The sequence below is a fragment of the Serratia sp. 2880STDY5682894 genome (genome assembly GCF_001537385.1).
Taxonomy (GTDB): Bacteria; Pseudomonadota; Gammaproteobacteria; order Enterobacterales; family Enterobacteriaceae; genus Serratia; species Serratia nevei.
Window position 1 is genome coordinate 15,815 of sequence record NZ_FCJA01000002.1, and the last position, 17,852, is coordinate 33,666.

General features: G+C 60.5%; 18 protein-coding genes. 12 read left to right on the forward strand and 6 right to left on the reverse strand.

Annotated features, from left to right (window positions below):
- Positions 1 to 110: 110 nt before the first annotated feature.
- Positions 111 to 2,351: a TonB-dependent receptor domain-containing protein gene (locus tag AWX27_RS04845; RefSeq protein WP_060419815.1), complete on the forward strand. Its 2,241-nt coding sequence runs from the start codon at positions 111 to 113 to the stop codon at positions 2,349 to 2,351.
- 22 nt (positions 2,352 to 2,373) lie between these two features.
- Here the strand turns inward: AWX27_RS04845 and AWX27_RS04850 are convergent, their stop codons facing one another.
- The 3 genes from AWX27_RS04850 to amiA all read right to left on the reverse strand — a co-directional run bounded on the left by AWX27_RS04850 (position 2,374) and on the right by amiA (position 4,696).
- Positions 2,374 to 2,829 (reverse strand): YaiI/YqxD family protein, encoded by a 456-nt coding sequence (locus AWX27_RS04850; RefSeq protein ID WP_004936514.1) that lies wholly within the window; start codon positions 2,827 to 2,829, stop codon positions 2,374 to 2,376.
- Positions 2,829 to 3,749 carry an oxygen-dependent coproporphyrinogen oxidase gene (gene hemF, locus AWX27_RS04855; protein WP_060419818.1) on the reverse strand — a complete coding sequence of 307 codons (921 nt, stop codon included), beginning with the start codon at positions 3,747 to 3,749 and terminating at the stop codon, positions 2,829 to 2,831. The genes AWX27_RS04850 and hemF overlap by 1 nt, the downstream gene beginning before the upstream one ends.
- Positions 3,750 to 3,814: 65 nt before the next feature.
- Positions 3,815 to 4,696, reverse strand: coding sequence for an N-acetylmuramoyl-L-alanine amidase AmiA (gene amiA, locus AWX27_RS04860; protein WP_047730137.1), 882 nt, complete (start codon positions 4,694 to 4,696; stop codon positions 3,815 to 3,817).
- A gap of 204 nt (positions 4,697 to 4,900) precedes the next feature.
- On the opposite strand from amiA, the gene AWX27_RS04865 reads away from it, so the two are divergent.
- Positions 4,901 to 5,326: a GNAT family acetyltransferase gene (locus AWX27_RS04865; protein ID WP_004936504.1), complete on the forward strand. Its 426-nt coding sequence runs from the start codon at positions 4,901 to 4,903 to the stop codon at positions 5,324 to 5,326.
- Positions 5,327 to 5,368: 42 nt separating this feature from the next.
- On the opposite strand, the gene AWX27_RS04870 is transcribed toward AWX27_RS04865, so the two are convergent.
- Entirely contained in the window at positions 5,369 to 5,767 is a 399-nt protein-coding gene (locus AWX27_RS04870; RefSeq protein WP_049198414.1) for a YgiW/YdeI family stress tolerance OB fold protein, read from the reverse strand.
- 175 nt (positions 5,768 to 5,942) lie between these two features.
- Here AWX27_RS04870 and AWX27_RS04875 point away from each other — a divergent pair, with 175 nt between their 5' ends.
- The 10 genes from AWX27_RS04875 to AWX27_RS04920 all read left to right on the forward strand — a co-directional run bounded on the left by AWX27_RS04875 (position 5,943) and on the right by AWX27_RS04920 (position 15,481).
- Positions 5,943 to 6,407 (forward strand): DUF2919 domain-containing protein, encoded by a 465-nt coding sequence (locus AWX27_RS04875; RefSeq protein ID WP_060419823.1) that lies wholly within the window; start codon positions 5,943 to 5,945, stop codon positions 6,405 to 6,407.
- A gap of 156 nt (positions 6,408 to 6,563) precedes the next feature.
- Positions 6,564 to 7,151: an RpoE-regulated lipoprotein gene (locus tag AWX27_RS04880; RefSeq protein WP_038881279.1), complete on the forward strand. Its 588-nt coding sequence runs from the start codon at positions 6,564 to 6,566 to the stop codon at positions 7,149 to 7,151.
- A gap of 182 nt (positions 7,152 to 7,333) precedes the next feature.
- The gene (locus tag AWX27_RS04885) at positions 7,334 to 8,233 is read left to right on the forward strand and encodes a Dyp-type peroxidase (protein WP_060419825.1); all 900 of its coding nucleotides are present in this window, start codon (positions 7,334 to 7,336) and stop codon (positions 8,231 to 8,233) included.
- Between the two features lie 201 nt (positions 8,234 to 8,434).
- Entirely contained in the window at positions 8,435 to 9,457 is a 1,023-nt protein-coding gene (locus AWX27_RS04890; protein ID WP_047730138.1) for a sulfate ABC transporter substrate-binding protein, read from the forward strand.
- Positions 9,458 to 10,297 (forward strand): sulfate/thiosulfate ABC transporter permease CysT, encoded by an 840-nt coding sequence (gene cysT, locus AWX27_RS04895; RefSeq protein WP_019453852.1) that lies wholly within the window; start codon positions 9,458 to 9,460, stop codon positions 10,295 to 10,297.
- Positions 10,297 to 11,172 carry a sulfate/thiosulfate ABC transporter permease CysW gene (gene cysW / locus AWX27_RS04900; RefSeq protein ID WP_025303787.1) on the forward strand — a complete coding sequence of 292 codons (876 nt, stop codon included), beginning with the start codon at positions 10,297 to 10,299 and terminating at the stop codon, positions 11,170 to 11,172. Before cysT ends, cysW begins: the two co-directional genes overlap by 1 nt.
- The gene (gene cysA, locus AWX27_RS04905; protein WP_060419829.1) at positions 11,162 to 12,250 is read left to right on the forward strand and encodes a sulfate/thiosulfate ABC transporter ATP-binding protein CysA; all 1,089 of its coding nucleotides are present in this window, start codon (positions 11,162 to 11,164) and stop codon (positions 12,248 to 12,250) included. The genes cysW and cysA overlap by 11 nt, the downstream gene beginning before the upstream one ends.
- 79 nt (positions 12,251 to 12,329) lie before the next feature.
- On the forward strand, positions 12,330 to 13,211 hold the full coding sequence (gene cysM / locus AWX27_RS04910) for a cysteine synthase CysM (protein ID WP_060419832.1): 882 nt from the start codon (positions 12,330 to 12,332) through the stop codon (positions 13,209 to 13,211).
- Positions 13,212 to 13,468: 257 nt separating this feature from the next.
- Positions 13,469 to 14,149: a response regulator transcription factor gene (locus AWX27_RS04915; RefSeq protein WP_038881296.1), complete on the forward strand. Its 681-nt coding sequence runs from the start codon at positions 13,469 to 13,471 to the stop codon at positions 14,147 to 14,149.
- A gap of 6 nt (positions 14,150 to 14,155) precedes the next feature.
- Positions 14,156 to 15,481: an ATP-binding protein gene (locus tag AWX27_RS04920; protein ID WP_060419835.1), complete on the forward strand. Its 1,326-nt coding sequence runs from the start codon at positions 14,156 to 14,158 to the stop codon at positions 15,479 to 15,481.
- A 76-nt stretch (positions 15,482 to 15,557) separates the two neighbouring features.
- Here AWX27_RS04920 and crr read toward each other — a convergent pair whose 3' ends face one another.
- Positions 15,558 to 16,067 carry a PTS glucose transporter subunit IIA gene (crr, locus tag AWX27_RS04925; RefSeq protein WP_004936467.1) on the reverse strand — a complete coding sequence of 170 codons (510 nt, stop codon included), beginning with the start codon at positions 16,065 to 16,067 and terminating at the stop codon, positions 15,558 to 15,560.
- Positions 16,068 to 16,116: 49 nt separating this feature from the next.
- Entirely contained in the window at positions 16,117 to 17,844 is a 1,728-nt protein-coding gene (gene ptsI / locus AWX27_RS04930; RefSeq protein WP_025303782.1) for a phosphoenolpyruvate-protein phosphotransferase PtsI, read from the reverse strand.
- Between the last annotated feature and the right edge of the window lie 8 nt (positions 17,845 to 17,852).

Genomic DNA, 17,852 nt, shown 5'->3' on the forward strand with positions numbered 1-17,852 from the left:
CGCGGCACGCTGCGGCGCAATAAAACAATAACAACTTTTACCGCGCTTTCGGCGGGCTTTTTGCTGGGCATTGTCGGCCATCAAACCTTATTGGCTATTTCTGGGGATATATGAAAATCAAAATGATAGCGAGCCTGATCGGCGCGGGACTGGCGCTGTACGGGCCGGCTGCGGCCGCGCAGGAACAGGCGGAAAATAATAAAGGCAGCGTGGCGTTCAGCCCGCTCAACGTCTCGGCCGCCGACAGCGGCAAAAGCAGCGAAAAAGACGCGTTGGCGAGGCCGGGCGCGTTCAGCTCGCGCGATGAAAACAAGAATCTGGAGTCGGTGGACAGCATTCTGCGCAGCATGCCGGGCACCTATACCCAGATCGATCCCGGCCAGGGATCGGTCAGCGTCAATATTCGCGGCCTGAGCGGCTTTGGCCGGGTCAACACCATGGTCGACGGCATCACGCAAAACTACTACGGCAACTCGCCGAGCGACGCAGCGCACGGGGGATTGCCCACCAGCCAGTTCGGGGCGCTGATCGATCCTAACTTTATCGTCGGCGTCGACGTGGCGCGCGGCAATGCCACCGGCTCCGCTGGGGTGAACGCCCTGGCGGGCAGCGCCAACTTCCGCACTATCGGCGTGGACGACGTGGTGTTTTCCGATAACCCGTTCGGCGTGCGCACCAAATTCTCGGTGGGCAATAACGGCATCGGCCGCAGCGGCATGATCGCCGTGGGTGCCAAAACCGCCGCCTTTGCCGACGGCGGCAGCCTGGGAGCGATGGCAGCGATCAGCGGCAGTTCCATCACCTCCAACTACAAAAACGGCGCCGGTTTCGACAGCGAGGTGTTCAACGTTGATAAAACCTACCGCCAGAACCCGAAATCCCAGCTGTTTAAGGTGGACATCAAGCCGGATGCCTTTAACAGCATCGAACTGTCGGCGCGCAGCTACCAGAATAAAATCACCCGCCGCCACATCGACAGCGACGATTTTTACCTTAAGTATCACTACGCGCCGTTCTCGGAACTGATCGATTTCAACCTGACCGCCAGCACCAGCCGGGGTGAGCAGAAATTCATGTCCAACAACATGGCGGGCTTTAGCGACAGCACGGCGAAAAACATCTCTGATGCGCTGGATATCAACAACACCAGCCGTTTCAGCCTGCAGGACGTCGATTTCGCCTTCAGCTACGGCGGCAAGCTGGTGCGCAACGAGTATAAGAAAAAGGCCTCCGGCTTGGTGACGGATGACAATCAGGCGGAAAGCATGCCGGTGGGAATGTCGGGCAAGCAAGATATTTCCAGCCTGTATAGCGGGTTGCAGGCCAACTACGGCATCTGGCAGGGGAATTTCGATCTGAACTACACCGCCTATCGCCTCTCCGGCTATAAGCCGGCATGTGACGAGCGCGTGGAGTGCTTCCCGCAGGGCGCCGGCAATATCAACCGCAACGAACACGGCTTCAACCCGTCGGTCATGCTGTCGGCGCAGGTAACGCCGTGGCTGCAACCGTTCGTCAGCTACAGCAAGTCGATGCGCGGGCCGAATATCCAGGAGGTGTTCTTCGCCAACAGCGGCGGCCAGTCGATGAACCCGTTCCTGAAGGGCGAAAAAGCGGAGACCTGGCAGGGCGGTTTCAATGCCAATGCCCACGATCTGTTGTTCAAGCAGGACAGTTTCCAGCTGAAAGCGGTCTATTTCGAAACCAGAATCAAAAACTACATATCCAGCCAAACCTACCTGGTGTGTAAAAACCGCCAGAAGTGCAACCGCTCGCAGGCGACGCAGGAAGAGTGGGATAACGCGGACGTCAACGTAAGCATGACCATGTACAGTAACGCCCCCGAACCGGTCAAAATGCGCGGGGTGGAGCTCGAAGCGCTGTACGACGCCGGTTTCGCCTTCACCAAGCTGTCGTTAAGCAAGGAGCATACCTCCCAGCCGACCAACCAGGCTAGCAACGTGTTCGGCGCGGGCGATGTCAGCGAACTGCCGGAATTCTACTTCACGCTGGACAGCGGGGTACGCTTGCTGGACGAGAAACTGACGCTGGGCGGGGTAGTGAAATACACCGGCAAATCGGTGCGCCTGTCGCCGGACTCTGATTACGATGAGAATGAGCAGTTGCTGAAAGAGCCGGCGCCGCATATTCCGACCATTATCGATCTGTACGGCACCTATCAGGTGAATCGCAATCTGCTGCTGAAGCTCAGCGTGCAAAACCTGATGGACAAAGACTACTCGGACGCGCTGAACAAGATGAACTCGCTGCCGTCGCAGTCGCAGTATGAGACGCCGACCAACACTGCCCGTGGACGTACCTATATCTTCGGCGGGGAGGTGCGCTTCTAAACCGCAGCGGAGCAGGGCGCAGTCACTGCGCCCGTTTCGCCTGCAGCAGCCATTTGTCCAGCTCGTTGGCGAACTGTTGGCGGTCGCGCTGGTTCAGGGCGTTCGGGCCGCCGGTCTGAATGCCGCTGGCGCGCAGGGTATCCATAAAATCGCGCATGTTGAGGCGCTCGCGGATGGTGTCCGGCGTATAGCGTTCGCCGCGCGGGTTCAGCGCCACCGCGCCTTTCTCTATCACCTCCGCCGCCAGCGGGATATCGGCGGTGATCACCAGATCGCCCGCTTCGCAGCGGCGCACGATCTCGTTGTCGGCCACGTCGAAGCCGGCCGCCACCTGCAGTGAACGAATGTACTTCGACGGCGGTGTGCGCAATGGCTGGTTCGCCACCAGCGTCACGGTGATGGCGGTACGATCGGCGGCGCGGAACAGCACCTCTTTGATCACGTTCGGACAGGCGTCCGCATCGACCCAAATCTGCATCATTTCGGCTCCTGCAGCCAGTCGCGCACCGGCAGGAAATCGCGCGCCAGCGCCGCTTCCGGGCTGTCGCCTTCCGGCTGGTAGTTATATTCCCAACGCACCAGCGGCGGCATCGACATCAGAATGGACTCGGTGCGCCCGCCGGTTTGCAGCCCGAACAGCGTGCCGCGATCCCACACCAGGTTGAACTCCACGTAGCGGCCGCGACGGTACAGCTGGAACTGGCGCTCGCGCTCGCCCCAGCTCAAGGCCTTGCGTTTTTCGACGATCGGCAGATAGGCGTCGAGGAAGCCCTGGCCCACCGCGCGGGTGAAGGCGAAGCAGTGGTCGAAGTCCGGGGTGTTCAGATCGTCGTAGAACAGGCCGCCGATGCCGCGTGCTTCGTTGCGATGCTTGATGAAGAAGTAATCGTCGCACCATTGCTTGTATTTCGGGTAGACCTCGTCGCCGAACGGCGCACACAGTTCGGCCGCGGTGCGGTGCCAGTGCACGGCATCCTCTTCGAAGCCGTAGAACGGCGTCAGATCAAAGCCGCCGCCGAACCACCACACCGGCGCTTCGCCCGGCTTTTCGGCGATGAAGAAACGCACGTTGGCGTGGCTGGTGGGCACATAAGGGCTGAGCGGATGGATAACCAACGAGACGCCCATCGCCTGGAAGCTGCGCCCGGCCAGTTCCGGACGGTGCGCGGTGGCCGAGGCCGGCAGGGTGGCGCCGGAGACGTGCGAGAAGTTGACCCCCGCCTGTTCGAACACCGCGCCGTTGGTCAGCACGCGGCTGCGGCCACCGCCGCCTTCTTCACGCGTCCATTGGTCTTCGGTGAACACGGCGCCGCCGTCGGCCTGGGCGAGCTGCGCGCAGATATGATCCTGCAGCGCCAGCAGGAAGGATTTTACTTCAGCGATGTTAGGTAAACTCATGCGGGGTCTTTATAGCGTCTGGCTGAACAAGGCGCTGAGTATACTCTTATTCGCCGCCCGCGGCATCAGCGGGGTTTGCGCTGGTGGGCGTCGAAGTAGTCGAAGAAGTTGACGATGCCGTCCGCGATGGCGCGGGCTATTTTCTCGCGAAACGCGGTGGTGCCCAGCAGCCGCTCTTCGTTCGGGTTGGTGATGAACGAGGTTTCCACCAGCACCGAGGGAATGGACGGGGATTTTAACACCGCGAACGCCGCCTGTTCGGTGCTGTCGCTGTGCAGGTGGTGTACCGGGCGGATCTGGCCGAGCACGTGGCGGCCGAGCGTCAGGCTGTTGTTGATGGTGTCGGTTTGCACCAGATCGAACAGCACCTGTTGCAGGTAGTTGTCCTGATCCTTGTACTTGCCGCCCGCCACGTCGTCGGCGGCGTTTTCGCGGTTGGACAGGTAGCGCGCCATGGCGCTGCTGGCGCCGCGGTTGGAGAGGGCGAACACCGAAGCGCCGGAGGCCGATGGGCTGGTAAAGCCGTCGGCGTGAATCGAAATGAACAGGTCGGCCTGGTGCTGGTGGGCGATCTCCACCCGCTGGAACAGCGGAATGAATTCGTCTTCTTCGCGCGTCAGGCGCGCCTCGACGTGGTCATGCTCATGCAGAAAACGGCGCACGTGGTTGGCGATTTCCAGCACGATGTGTTTTTCCTGTGAGCCTTCATGGCCGACCGCGCCGGAGTCGATGCCGCCGTGGCCGGGATCGATCATCACCAGTTTTTTGCCGCCGGCCGGTTTCGCCGCCGGTTTGCTGTGCTGATTGCGCAGTAAGCCTTCCGCCCTGGCGCTGCGGTTTTTCACGCCGAACAGCGCTACCGCCAGGCCGGAAAGCAAAAGTTGGCGTCGCGTCGGGGAAACGGCAAGCGGCTTAAAATTGAGGAATTGTTTACCCTGCTTTTTCATTACGCAACGCTCCATCGACGTTTCTATTTTGCGACGTTATATCGTATTGATAATCATTAATCGACCCGATAACTATTTCCATTTATTACGCCTGTTACCGGCGATTTCTGGGCAAATAGCGCGGTAAATCGCAGTTTGATATTGCGTAAGTGAATAATCACGCGATAATCAGATAAACACCTTAATTAACAGCGGCCAACATCGATGGAAATTCGCGTATTTCGACAAGACGACTTTGAAGAGGTCATTACCCTGTGGGAGCGCTGCGATTTGTTGCGGCCCTGGAACGATCCGGAAATGGACATCGAACGCAAGCTGAACCACGATCCGGAGCTGTTCCTGGTGGCGGAAGTCGGCGGCGAAGTGGTCGGTTCGGTGATGGGCGGTTATGACGGCCACCGCGGCTCGGCGTATTACCTCGGGGTGCATCCCGACTATCGCGGGCGCGGCATCGCCAATGCGTTGATCAATCGTCTGGAGAAGAAGTTGATCGCCCGCGGCTGCCCGAAGATCCAGATTATGGTGCGCGAAGACAACGACACGGTGGTCGAGATGTACGAGAAGCTCGGCTACGAGATCCAGGGTATCACCAGCCTGGGCAAGCGGCTGATCGAAGATCAGGAATATTGATCGAGCGGCGGGCGGCGGCGTTGCACCGCCCGCCACAGTGCATTACGGCAGCTTTTTGACGGTTTTCACGTCCACTTCGACGCTGCTCCAGTCTTTATCCACTTTGCCTTCCAACTGCACCTTGTCTTTCGGCGTAACGGTTTGGCCGTTCCAGCGTTTGCGGTCGATATCGACCGTCAGGGTGCCGGTGGCGTCGCGGAAGGTATAGGTTTCGTCGCCGATGCGCTGCTCGATGTTGCCCTGCAGCATCACCCAGGTGTCGTCGCTCATCGATTTCACCTTGTCCACGGTGGTCAGCGCCGCGCTGGGGCCGGAGAAACCGCCTTGTGCGGTGGTTTGCGTTTGGGCCTGCGGCGCGGCCGGATCGAGGAACCCGCCTTGTTGCGCCAGTACCGGTGCGCTGCACAGCGCGATCAGAGCGGCCAGAGTCAGTTTTTTCATGTTGCGCTTCCTTATCGTTATCGAAAATCACATCCCGCTGATATCGGGTTGCTTGTTCAGTGATAAGGATTAAAACACGCCGATCTTAAGAGCTTCTTAAGCCGACGCATTGAAATTCCCATCGCCGGCGCCCATCTGTAGCCATAGTCTTTATTCTGTTGGCAAGGAACGATCGTTGAAGCCATTCTCACCCCGGTTTTCCCCGGACGATTACGACCAGCATGGCGCGCTGCGGCTGCCGCTGGGATTTTGGGCCGTGCTGATTTTGCAGGCGCGCACCTGGCTGCTGTTCGTGATGGCCGGCGCTTCGCGTGAGCAGGGTGAAAGCTTGCTGGCGCTGTTTTATCCGGATACCCAACGCTTTTGGTACGGCATGCTGCTCGGCCTGCCGGCGGCGCTGGCGTTTTTGCTGAGCGGCCGCCGCCACCAATGGCCGCGGCTGTGGCGCGGCTGGCGTTGGGGGCTGATTATCTCCGTGCTGGCGTCGCTCGGCGGCTCGCTGTTCAGCCTGTGGCGCCAGGACGGCGATGCGCCGGGGCTGGAGCTGGCGTTGGCGCTGCTCGATGCGCTGGCGCTGAGCTATCTGCTGTTGAATGCGCGCCTGAAAGCCTGTTTTGCGCCGGTGGAGCACGCCGACTAATTGCCGAGAAGTGCGGCACTTTTCGCATTTTCCGCACTCCAAGCTGGCAACCGTTGGCGTAGTGCGGGCCGTTGTGAGAGGCTGGCACGCAGCAAAACGCCGAGTGCGGCAGGGGCGGGTCACCGCCCCGTGCCATTGATGTTTAAGGAGCTAGAGATGAATATTCGCCCCCTGTTGTTAGGGCTTCCGCTGTTACTGACCGGCTGTTCGAGCATGTCCAATTTCTCCTGGTCTAGCCTGTCGCCGTTCAACTGGTTCGGCAGCAGCTTGGAGGTCGGCGCCAAGGGCGTCGGCAAGCTCAACGCCGGCACGCCGATGTCGGAAAGCGCCATCAACGACGGGTTGGACGGCAACTACCGCCTGCGCGGCGGCATGGCGACCAGCAACGGTCAGATCGTCTCTTATTACCAGGCGCTGTCCGGCGACGAAGTGAAGCTGGTGATCACCGGCGAGCCGAAAGGGCACGTGCAGCGGGTAGACGTAATGGATCAGAAAGTGGCGACGGAGTGGGGCAACAAGCTCGGCACGCCGTTCGGCGATATGTACAGCAAGGCGTTCGGCTCCTGTAAACCGGGCAGCGGCGAAGACGCCGGCAAAGTGGAGTGCGTGGCGGAGCAGAGCAAGTACGTTACCTATATCTTCAGCGGCAAGTGGGCCGGGGCGCAGGACATCATCCCGCCGGACGACACCCTGAAAAGCTGGACGGTCAGCAAAATCATCTGGCACGCCAAGCCGCAGCAGTAATATGTTCAACGGGCGCCGGTTCACGGTGCCTGCCTTTTCAAGCCATTACCCCTATTTTCTTTGCGCTGCTGCAAGGCAATCGCCCGTGCTTGCGGTATGATAGCGCGCGTTTGTAACAGGGAACCCGCGCGTCAACCGCCATACCTTACCTGTTGCCGGATTCTGGTATTGAGGATAACAACATGACACAGGTTCAGAGCGGCATTCTGCTGGAGCACTGCCGTTTCGCCATTTTTATGGAAGCCACCGTACAGGGCGAATTCGCCGACTTGCGCCAGGGCTGCAAACAGTTTTGTCAGACGCTGAGCGAGCTGCAGCAGCAGTTTCCCGATGCGCGCCTCGGCGCGGTGATCGCCTTCGGCTATGACGTTTGGCACGATCTTTCCAACGGCCAGGGCGCGAAAGAGCTGAAGCCGTTCACGCCGCTCGGCAAAGGGCTGGCACCGGCCACCCAGCGCGATATGCTGATCCACATTCAGTCGCTGCGTCACGACGTCAACTTCACGCTGGCGCAGGCGGCACTGGCGGCGTTCGGCAACGCCATCAAGATTGAAGAAGAAACCCACGGTTTCCGCTGGGTGGAAGAGCGCGATCTGAGCGGTTTCATCGACGGTACCGAAAACCCGCAGGGCGAGCAGCGCCCGGCAGTGGCGACGATTGCCGAAGGCGAAGAGGACGCAGGTGGCAGCTACGTGCTGGTGCAACGTTACGAGCACAACCTGCGCCAGTGGCAGCGTTTTACCACCGAGCAGCAGGAGCAGATCATCGGTCGCACCAAGCAAGACAGCGAAGAGCTGCCGGCCGATCAGCGCCCGGATACCTCGCACGTCAGCCGCGTCGATCTGAAAGAGAACGGCAAGGGCCTGAAAATTCTGCGCCAGAGCCTGCCTTATGGCACCGCCAGCGGCAAGCATGGCCTGTTCTTCATCGCCTATTGCGCACGCCTGCACAATATCGAGCAGCAGCTGCTGAGCATGTTCGGCGATCTGGACGGCAAACGCGACGCGATGCTGCGTTTCAGCCGTGCGGTTACCGGCAGCTACTACTTTGCGCCATCGCTGACGCGCCTGCTGTCACTTTGACGCCGTTGCCGAAGCCGGCGCGCCCGGCTTCGGCCCGTTTTCCCGCCCCGAAAACGCCTCGCATTCCCTGCCTTATAGCGTTTGATGCTTGTAAATCACTAAACGGTATATAAAAGCGTTACAGCTCCGCACCGAGTTATAAATACACTGGTCGTCAATAAGGCGAAAGCCTGAAGGAATGACTCAGTGATAAGGTGCAGAATGAAACAAAACCGGGTTAAAAATCTCGTGCTGAAAGGTTGGCTGGCGGCTGCGCTGTTGGCGAGCGGCGCCGCGTCGGCGGCGGAATTGCTGAACAGCTCTTATGACGTTTCCCGTGAATTGTTCGTCGCGCTGAATCCCGGCTTTGAACAGCAGTGGAATCAACAGCATCCGAACGACAAGCTGACCATCAAACAATCGCACGCCGGTTCCTCCAAGCAGGCGCTGGCGATCCTGCAGGGCCTGCGCGCCGACGTGGTGACGTACAACCAGGTGACCGACGTGCAGATCCTGCACGATCGCGGGCAGCTGATCCCGGCGGACTGGCAGGCGCGCCTGCCGAACAACAGTTCGCCGTTCTACTCCACCATGGCGTTTCTGGTGCGCAAGGACAACCCGAAGGGGATCCACACCTGGAACGATCTGGTGCGCGACGACGTGAAGCTGGTGTTCCCGAACCCGAAAACCTCCGGTAACGGCCGTTACACCTATCTGGCCGCCTGGGGCGCTGCCAATCAGGCCGACGGCAACGATCCGGCCAAGACCCGCGCCTTCATGACCCGCTTCCTGAAGAACGTGCTGGTGTTTGATACCGGCGGCCGCGGCGCGACCACCACCTTCGTCGAGCGCGGCTTGGGCGACGTGCTGATCAGCTTCGAGTCCGAAGTGAACAACATCCGCAAGCAGTACGGTGAGGACAAGTACGAAGTGATCGTGCCGCCGGTCGATATTCTGGCGGAGTTCCCGGTGGCCTGGGTCGACAAAAACGTCGAGCGCAACGGTACCGAACAGGCGGCCAAAGCCTATCTGAACTATCTCTACAGCCCGGCGGCGCAGCAGGTGATCACCAGCTTCTACTACCGCGTGTATGACCAGAAAGCGATGGCGGCGGCGAAGGGGCAATTCCCGGACACCCAACTGTTCCGCGTGGAAGACCAGTTCGGCGGCTGGCCGCAGGTGATGAAAACCCACTTCGCCACCGGCGGCGAGCTGGATCAGCTGTTAGCGGCAGGGCGCAAGTAAATGTTGGCGTTGTCGTCCAGTAAGCGGGTGCTGCCCGGATTTGGCCTCAGCCTCGGCAGCAGCCTGTTTTATACCTGTTTGATCCTGCTGTTGCCGCTCACCGCGCTGGTGATGCAGCTGGCACAGATGAGCCTGGCGCAATACTGGGAAGTGATTTCCAACCCGCAGGTGGTGGCGGCGTATAAAGTGACGCTGCTGGCGGCCGGCGTCGCCAGCCTGTTTAACGCGGTGTTCGGCATGCTGATGGCCTGGATCCTGACGCGCTACCGTTTTCCCGGCCGTTCGCTGCTGGACGGCCTGATCGATCTGCCGTTCGCACTGCCGACCGCAGTGGCCGGCCTGACGCTGGCGGGGCTGTTTTCCACCACTGGCTGGTACGGTCAGTGGCTGGCGCACTTCGACATCAAGGTCACCTTTACCTGGCTTGGGATCGCGGTAGCGATGGCGTTCACCAGCCTGCCGTTTGTGGTGCGCACCGTGCAGCCGGTGCTGGAAGAGCTGGGGCCGGAATACGAAGAGGCGGCCGAGACGCTGGGCGCTACGCGCTGGCAGAGTTTCCGCCGCGTGGTGTTGCCCGAGGTGGCACCGGCATTGCTGGCCGGCACCGCCATCTCCTTTACCCGCAGCCTGGGCGAGTTCGGCGCGGTGATTTTCATCGCCGGCAACATCGCCTGGAAGACGGAAGTGACCTCGCTGATGATTTTCGTGCGTTTGCAGGAGTTCGATTACCCGGCGGCCAGCGCCATCGCCTCGGTGATCCTGGCGGCGTCGCTGCTGCTGCTGTTCAGCATTAACGTATTGCAAAGCCGCTTCGGCAGACGTTTGGGAGGAGGGCACTGATGGCCGATGTTTCCGCCTTCAACGGCGCCGAGCGCCCGCGCGTCAACTGGGGCAAGTGGACGCTGATCGCCATCGGCACGCTGTTCTCGGTGCTGCTGCTGGTGGTGCCGATGATGTCGATTTTCGCCGAGGCCTTTTCCAAAGGGTTCGGCGCGATGTGGAGCAACTTGCTCGATCCGGACATGCTGCACGCCATTTGGCTGACGGTCTTGATCGCGCTGATCACCGTGCCGTTCAACCTGGTGTTCGGCACGTTGCTGGCGTGGCTGGTGACGCGCTTCACCTTCCCCGGCCGCCAGCTGCTGCTGACGCTGATCGATATCCCGTTCGCCGTTTCACCGGTGGTGGCGGGGCTGATTTACCTGCTGTTTTACGGCAGCAACGGCCTGCTGGGCGGCTGGCTGGATGCGCATAACATCCAGATCATGTTCTCCTGGCCGGGCATGGTGTTGGTGACCATTTTCGTTACCTGCCCCTTCGTGGTGCGCGAGCTGGTGCCGATGATGCTCAGCCAGGGCAGCCAGGAAGACGAGGCCGCGATTCTGCTGGGGGCGTCCGGCTGGCAAATGTTCCGCCGCGTGACGCTGCCCAACATTCGCTGGGCGCTGCTGTACGGCGTGGTGCTGACCAACGCGCGCGCCATCGGCGAGTTCGGCGCAGTGTCGGTGGTGTCCGGTTCGATTCGCGGCGAAACCTACAGCCTGCCGCTGCAGGTCGAGCTGTTGCAGCAGGATTACAACACCGTCGGCTCCTTTACCGCCGCCGCCCTGTTGACCCTGATGGCGATCGTTACCCTATTTTTGAAGAGTGCGCTGCAGTGGCGTCTGGAACGTCAAAACGCGCGTCTCGAGCGGGAGGAAAATCATGAGCATTGAGATTAACGGCATCAACAAGTACTTCGGTCGCACCAAGGTATTGAACGATATCTCGCTCGATATTGCTTCCGGCGAGATGGTGGCGCTGCTCGGGCCGTCCGGTTCCGGCAAGACCACGCTGCTGCGGATCATCGCCGGGCTGGAAAGCCAGAGCGGCGGCAAGCTGGGCTTCCACGGCACCGACGTCAGCCACATGCATGCGCGAGACAGGCGCGTGGGCTTCGTGTTTCAGCACTATGCGCTGTTCCGCCACATGACGGTGTTCGACAACATCGCCTTCGGCCTGACCGTGCTGCCGCGCCGCGAGCGGCCGAACGCCGCGGCGATCAAACAGAAAGTCACCCAGCTGCTGGAAATGGTGCAGCTGGGCCACCTGGCCAACCGCTATCCGTCTCAGCTGTCCGGCGGCCAGAAACAGCGCGTGGCGTTGGCGCGCGCGCTGGCGGTGGAACCGCAAATTCTGCTGCTGGACGAACCGTTCGGCGCGCTGGATGCGCAGGTGCGCAAAGAGCTGCGCCGCTGGCTGCGTCAGCTGCACGAAGAGCTGAAGTTCACCAGCGTGTTCGTCACCCACGATCAGGAAGAGGCGATGGAAGTGGCCGACCGCATCGTGGTGATGAGCCAGGGCAATATCGAACAGGTCGGCTCGCCGGAAGAGATTATGCGCGAACCGGCCAGCCGCTTCGTGCTGGAGTTCATGGGGGAAGTGAACCGCCTGAACGGCGAAATTCGCGGCTCCCAGCTGTTCGTCGGCGCGCACCAGTGGCCGCTGTCGTTCCAGCCGATGCACCAGGGCAGCGTCGATCTGTTCCTGCGTCCGTGGGAAATGGAAGTGGCGACCGAAAGCAGCGAGCGTTGCCCGCTGCCGGTGCAGGTGCTGGAAGCCAGCCCGCGTGGCCACTTCTGGCAGTTGACGGTGCAGCCGATCGGCTGGCATCAGGAGCCGATCGGCGTGGTGTTGCCGGAGGGCAATCCAACCCCGGTGCGCGGCGGCCGTTATTACGTCGGCAGCCTCAATGCGCGGCTGTATGCCGGCGATCAACTGCTGCAACCTGTTGCGTTAGCCAAAAGCGCCTGATAGGTTTTAGCTGCCCTTTTCTTCAAGGCAACCCCCGGGTTGCCTTTTTACTTTACGCACATCAACACAGGCAAAGATCGTGACAACGCTCGAACAATGCATCGGGAACACCCCGCTGGTACAACTGCAACGGCTGGCTGCCCAGGCGGGCAGCGAGGTATGGGTCAAACTGGAAGGCAATAACCCGGCGGGATCGGTGAAGGATCGCGCTGCGTTGGCGATGATCCAGCAGGCGGAGCTGCGCGGCGAGATCAAGCCCGGCGACGTGCTGATCGAGGCCACCAGCGGCAATACCGGCATTGCGCTGGCGATGATCGCCGCGCTCAAAGGCTATACGCTGAAGCTGTTGATGCCGGAGAACATGAGCCTGGAGCGGCAGGCGGCGATGCGCGCGTACGGCGCCGAGCTGATCCTGGTCAGCCGTGAGCAGGGGATGGAAGGGGCGCGCGATCTGGCGCTGGAGATGCAGCGCCAGGGGCAGGGAAAGGTGCTGGATCAGTTCAACAATCTCGACAATCCCTACGCCCACTTCACCACCACCGGCCCGGAGATTTGGCGCCAGACCGAAGGACGCATCACGCACTTCGTTTCCAGCATGGGCACCACTGGTACCATTACCGGCGTGGGCGGTTACCTGAAGAGCCAGAATCCGCAGGTGCAGATCATCGGCCTGCAGCCGGCCGAAGGCAGCAGCATCCCCGGCATTCGCCGTTGGGCGCCTGCTTACCTGCCGGGCATTTTCCGCCCGGAGCTGGTGGATCAGGTGCTGGATATCGAGCAGCGCGATGCCGAGCAGATCATGCGCCAGCTGGCGCAGCGTGAAGGCATCTTCTGCGGCGTCAGCTCCGGCGGCGCGGTAGCCGGCGCCCTGCGCGTCGCGGCGGCCCACCCCGGCAGCGTCGTGGTGGCGATCGTCTGCGATCGCGGTGACCGTTACCTCTCCACCGGCGTGTTCGACTGAATGTGCCCTCCCGGCGGTGTGTTCCGCCGGGAAAACCCTTCTCACTTTCCTTTTGACCGACGGCATAGCCGGCCCGCCTGGGCGGTGGCCGGAGCCTGTCTGTACGCCAATACCCTGACAGAAGTAGAGAAATCGCGCGACAGCAGCCACAATAACGGTGGCGAGACGCGAACCGCGATGTGTAAGGATTGAGTAAAACCGGCTGCGGGCCGGCGGAATTGGCGGGAAAATAACGAAAATCGGTGAAGGAGCAAGGCATGAAAATTTTACTGGTCGACGATGACCTGGAGCTTGGCACCATGCTGAGCGAATACCTGACGGGCGAAGGCTTCGACGCCACGCTGGTGCTGACCGGCAAGGCGGGGGTAGAGGGCGCGCTGTCGGGCGACTATACCGCGATGATCCTCGATATCATGCTGCCGGACATGAGCGGCATCGACGTGCTGCGCGACGTGCGTAAAAAGAGCCGGCTGCCGATCATCATGCTGACCGCCAAAGGCGACAACATCGATCGGGTGATTGGCCTGGAGATGGGCGCCGACGATTACATGCCCAAACCTTGCTACCCGCGCGAATTGGTGGCGCGTCTGCGCGCGGTGCTGCGGCGTTTCGAAGAGCGGCCGCAGGAGGCGGACGACGAAGCCGCCATCAGCTTCGGCGAGCTGACGCTGAACCCTTCAACCCGCAGCAGCGAATGGCGCGGTAAGGCGTTTGATCTGACCGCTTCGGAATTCAATCTGCTGGAGCTGTTGCTGCGCGCGCCGGATCGCGTGGTGTCGAAGGATGAATTGTCCGAGAAGGGGCTGGGGCGCCCGCGCGAGGCCTATGATCGCAGCGTGGACGTGCATATCAGCAATATCCGCCAGAAGCTGAGCGCGCTGGCCGGCAATACGCTGAGCATCGAGACGGTGCGCAGCATCGGCTATCGCATTCGGTAACCTGACATGCGCGGAAGACTGTTCTGGAAAATTTTGCTCGGCTTTTGGCTGACCTTCCTCATCATGACGCAGGCCCTGTGGGTGGCGTTTTCTTTGTATGGCGATCGCTATGTGCCGCCGGAAAACGCCATGGCGCGGCGGGTCATCGGCCTGCAGCTGACCTCGGCGGCTACCCAGTTGCGCAGCGGCGGCATGCCGGCGCTGGAAGCCCTGATGCGCGATTGGCCCGAGGACGACAGGCGTTTGCTGTCGGTGACGCCGATGACCCAACCGCCGCCGCCCGCGCCGGAAGAACCGGTATTTGAAGGGCGGCGGATGCCGAAGGAAATCTCTGCCTGGGTGCAGACCGGGGAAGGGCAGGGATACTGGCTGAGCTATAACGTGCGCGGGCTGCGGGAAGAGTATCGGCCGGAGCGGCGTTCCCATTTCTTCAACATTCCTGCGCCGATGCTGTGGGTCGGCGGGCTGGGCGGTTTGCTGTTCAGCGCCGTGCTGGCCTGGAACCTGACCCGGCCGATGCGTCAGCTGCGCGGCGGTCTGGATCGGGTAGCGCAGGGCGATCTGTCGGTGCGGCTGTTCCCGAAAATGCGCCGCCGTCATGACGAGCTGTCCGACGTGGCGCGCGATTTCGACACCATGGCTGAGCGGCTGGAGCTGCTGGTCAGCGCCCGCGAGCAGTTACTTCATGACGTTTCGCACGAGCTGCGTTCGCCGCTGGCGCGCCTGCAGCTGGCGATCGGCCTGGCGCGGCAGAATGCCGGCAATGTCGAAACTTCGCTCAAGCGCATCGAACACGAGTCGGGGCGGCTGGACAAAATGATCGGCGAGCTGCTGGCGCTGTCGCGCGCCGAACACAGCAGCCTGCCGGACGAGGAGTATTTCGATCTGTACGGCCTGGTGGATGCGGTGGTGAGCGATGCGCGCTACGAGGCGCAGGTGCCCGGCGTGGATATCGTGCTGCAGGCCGAGTCGGACGTGGAGTACACCGTCAAGGGCAATGCGGAACTGATGCGGCGAGCGGTGGATAACATCGTGCGTAATGCGCTGCGCTTTTCCAGCCACGGCCAGCGGGTGACGGTGGCGCTGACGCGCGTCGATAACCAGTTCCAGATCGCGGTCAGCGATCAGGGGCCGGGAGTCGAGGAGGCGAAGCTGTCGAGCATTTTCGATCCGTTCGTGCGCGTGAAGTCGGCGCTGTCGGGCAAGGGATACGGCCTGGGGCTGGCGATCACCCGCAAGGTGGTGCTGGCGCACGGCGGCCAGGTTGAGGCGCGCAACGGCGATAAAGAGGGGCTGGTCATTACCCTGCGTATCCCGCGCTGGCCGTCATAACGTAGCGAAATTGGGATACGACGAAGGAGATAAAAAAAACGGCGCCGAGGGCGCCGTTTTTCTTGCTCATTCGCGATTACTTCTTGATGCGGATGATCGGGGTTTCGCCAACGGTCACGCTGCCGGACAGTTTGATCAGCTCTTTGATCTCGTCCATGTTGGAGATAACGACCGGCGTCAGGGTAGACTTGGCTTTCTCTTCCAGCAGAGGCAGGTTGAACTCGATAACCACGTCACCTTTCTTGACGCGCTGGCCTTCTTCGGCGATGCGTTTGAAGCCTTCGCCTTTCAGTTCTACGGTATCGATGCCGAAGTGGACGAACAGCTCAATGCCGCTGTCGGATTCGATAGAGAATGCATGGTTGGTTTCGAAAATCTTACCGATGGTGCCGTCAACCGGAGCAACCATTTTGTTGCCGGCCGGTTTGATGGCGATACCGTCGCCAACGATTTTTTCAGCGAACACTACGTCCGGCACATCTTCGATATTGACGATTTCGCCAGAAAGGGGAGCGACGATCTCGATAGTGCCCGTGTCTTTCTTGTCATCAGAAACCAGAGATTTCAGTTTATCGAACAAACCCATGATCTTCTCCTAAGCATTAAATTGGGCGGCGTTCCAGTGTCGTGGAAGTTTAGCAGAGCGTTTTTTCTTCGATGAATTTATTGACGCAATTCATCAGGTCTTGTGCCGTTGGCTGTGCCAAGGCCTGCGCTGCCAACGCCTTCACATCTTCGAAATTCGTGTTACGAATAATTTTCTTGATGCGCGGGATTGAAATCGCACTCATGCTGAACTCATCCAGCCCCATGCCCAATAACAACAGTGTAGCACGCTCATCGCCAGCCAGTTCGCCGCACATGCCGGTCCACTTGCCTTCCGCGTGAGATGCATCAATAACCTGTTTGATCAGGCTAAGCACTGATGGGGACATCGGGTTATAGAGATGAGAAATCAGCTCGTTGCCGCGATCTACCGCCAGAGTATACTGGGTTAGATCGTTTGTCCCAATACTAAAGAAGTCGACTTCTTTCGCCAGGTGGTGAGCAATGACCGCCGCAGCCGGTGTTTCCACCATCACGCCCACTTCGATGCTCTCGTCAAACGCCTTGCCTTCTTCGCGCAGCTGCGCTTTCAGCGTCTCGATTTCGCCTTTCAGATCGCGCACTTCTTCCACGGAGATGATCATCGGGAACATGATGCGCAGTTTGCCGAACGCCGAGGCGCGCAGGATAGCGCGCAGCTGGGCGTGCAGGATTTCACGGCGGTCCATCGCGATGCGGATGGCGCGCCAGCCGAGGAACGGGTTCTCTTCCTTCGGCAGGTTCATGTACGGCAGGTCTTTGTCGCCGCCGATGTCCATGGTACGGACGATCACGGCCTGCGAGCCCATGGCTTCCGCCACGGCTTTATAAGCCTGGAACTGCTCGTCTTCGGTCGGCAGCGAGTCGCGGTCCATGAACAGGAACTCGGTACGATACAGGCCGACGCCTTCCGCGCCGTTGCGCTCTGCACCCGCGACGTCGCGCACGGTGCCGATGTTGGCGCAGACTTCAACCTGATGGCCGTCCAGCGTAATCGCCGGAAGGTCCTTCAGCTTGGCCAGATCGTTTTTCTCGGTGATGTATTGGTTCTGGGCGGCTTTCAGCTGATCGATAACGTCAGCGGTCGGGTTAACGTAAATTTTGTTGTTAACCGCATCCAGAATCAGGTAGTCGTCGTTTTTCACCTGCTTGGTCACGTCGCTGGTACCGACGATCGCCGGCAGCTCCAGGGAGCGCGCCATGATAGAGGTGTGGGAAGTCCGGCCGCCGAGATCGGTAATGAAGCCCAGCACTTTGTCCAGGTTCAGCTGCGCGGTCTCTGACGGGGTCAGATCGGTGGCCACCAGGATCACTTCGTCCTGAATGGAGCCCAGATCGACGATCGGCATGCCCAGAATGTTCTGCAGCAGGCGCTTACCGATGTCGCGCACGTCGGCGGCGCGCTCTTTGAGGTATTCGTCGTCCAGCTCTTCCAGCGCTTTCGCCTGACCTTCGATCACGGTGTAGGCGGCGGCGTCTGCGGAGGCCAGATCGTCTTTGATTAGGGCTATGATTTCCTGCTCAAGCTCTTCGTCTTCCAGCAACATGATGTGGCCTTCGAAGATAGCTTCCTTCTCTTCGCCGAAGGTTTCGCCAGCTTTGGTCTTGATCGCTTCCAGCTGTTCGGACGCTTTCGCGCGGCCGGCCAGAAAACGCGAGACTTCCTGCTCTACTTGATCAGCAGAGATTTTTTTCCGGTTGATGACAATGTCGTCTTCTTTCAGCAAGAGAGCCTTACCAAAAGCGATGCCCGGTGATACTAAAATGCCTGAAATCATAACCCTAC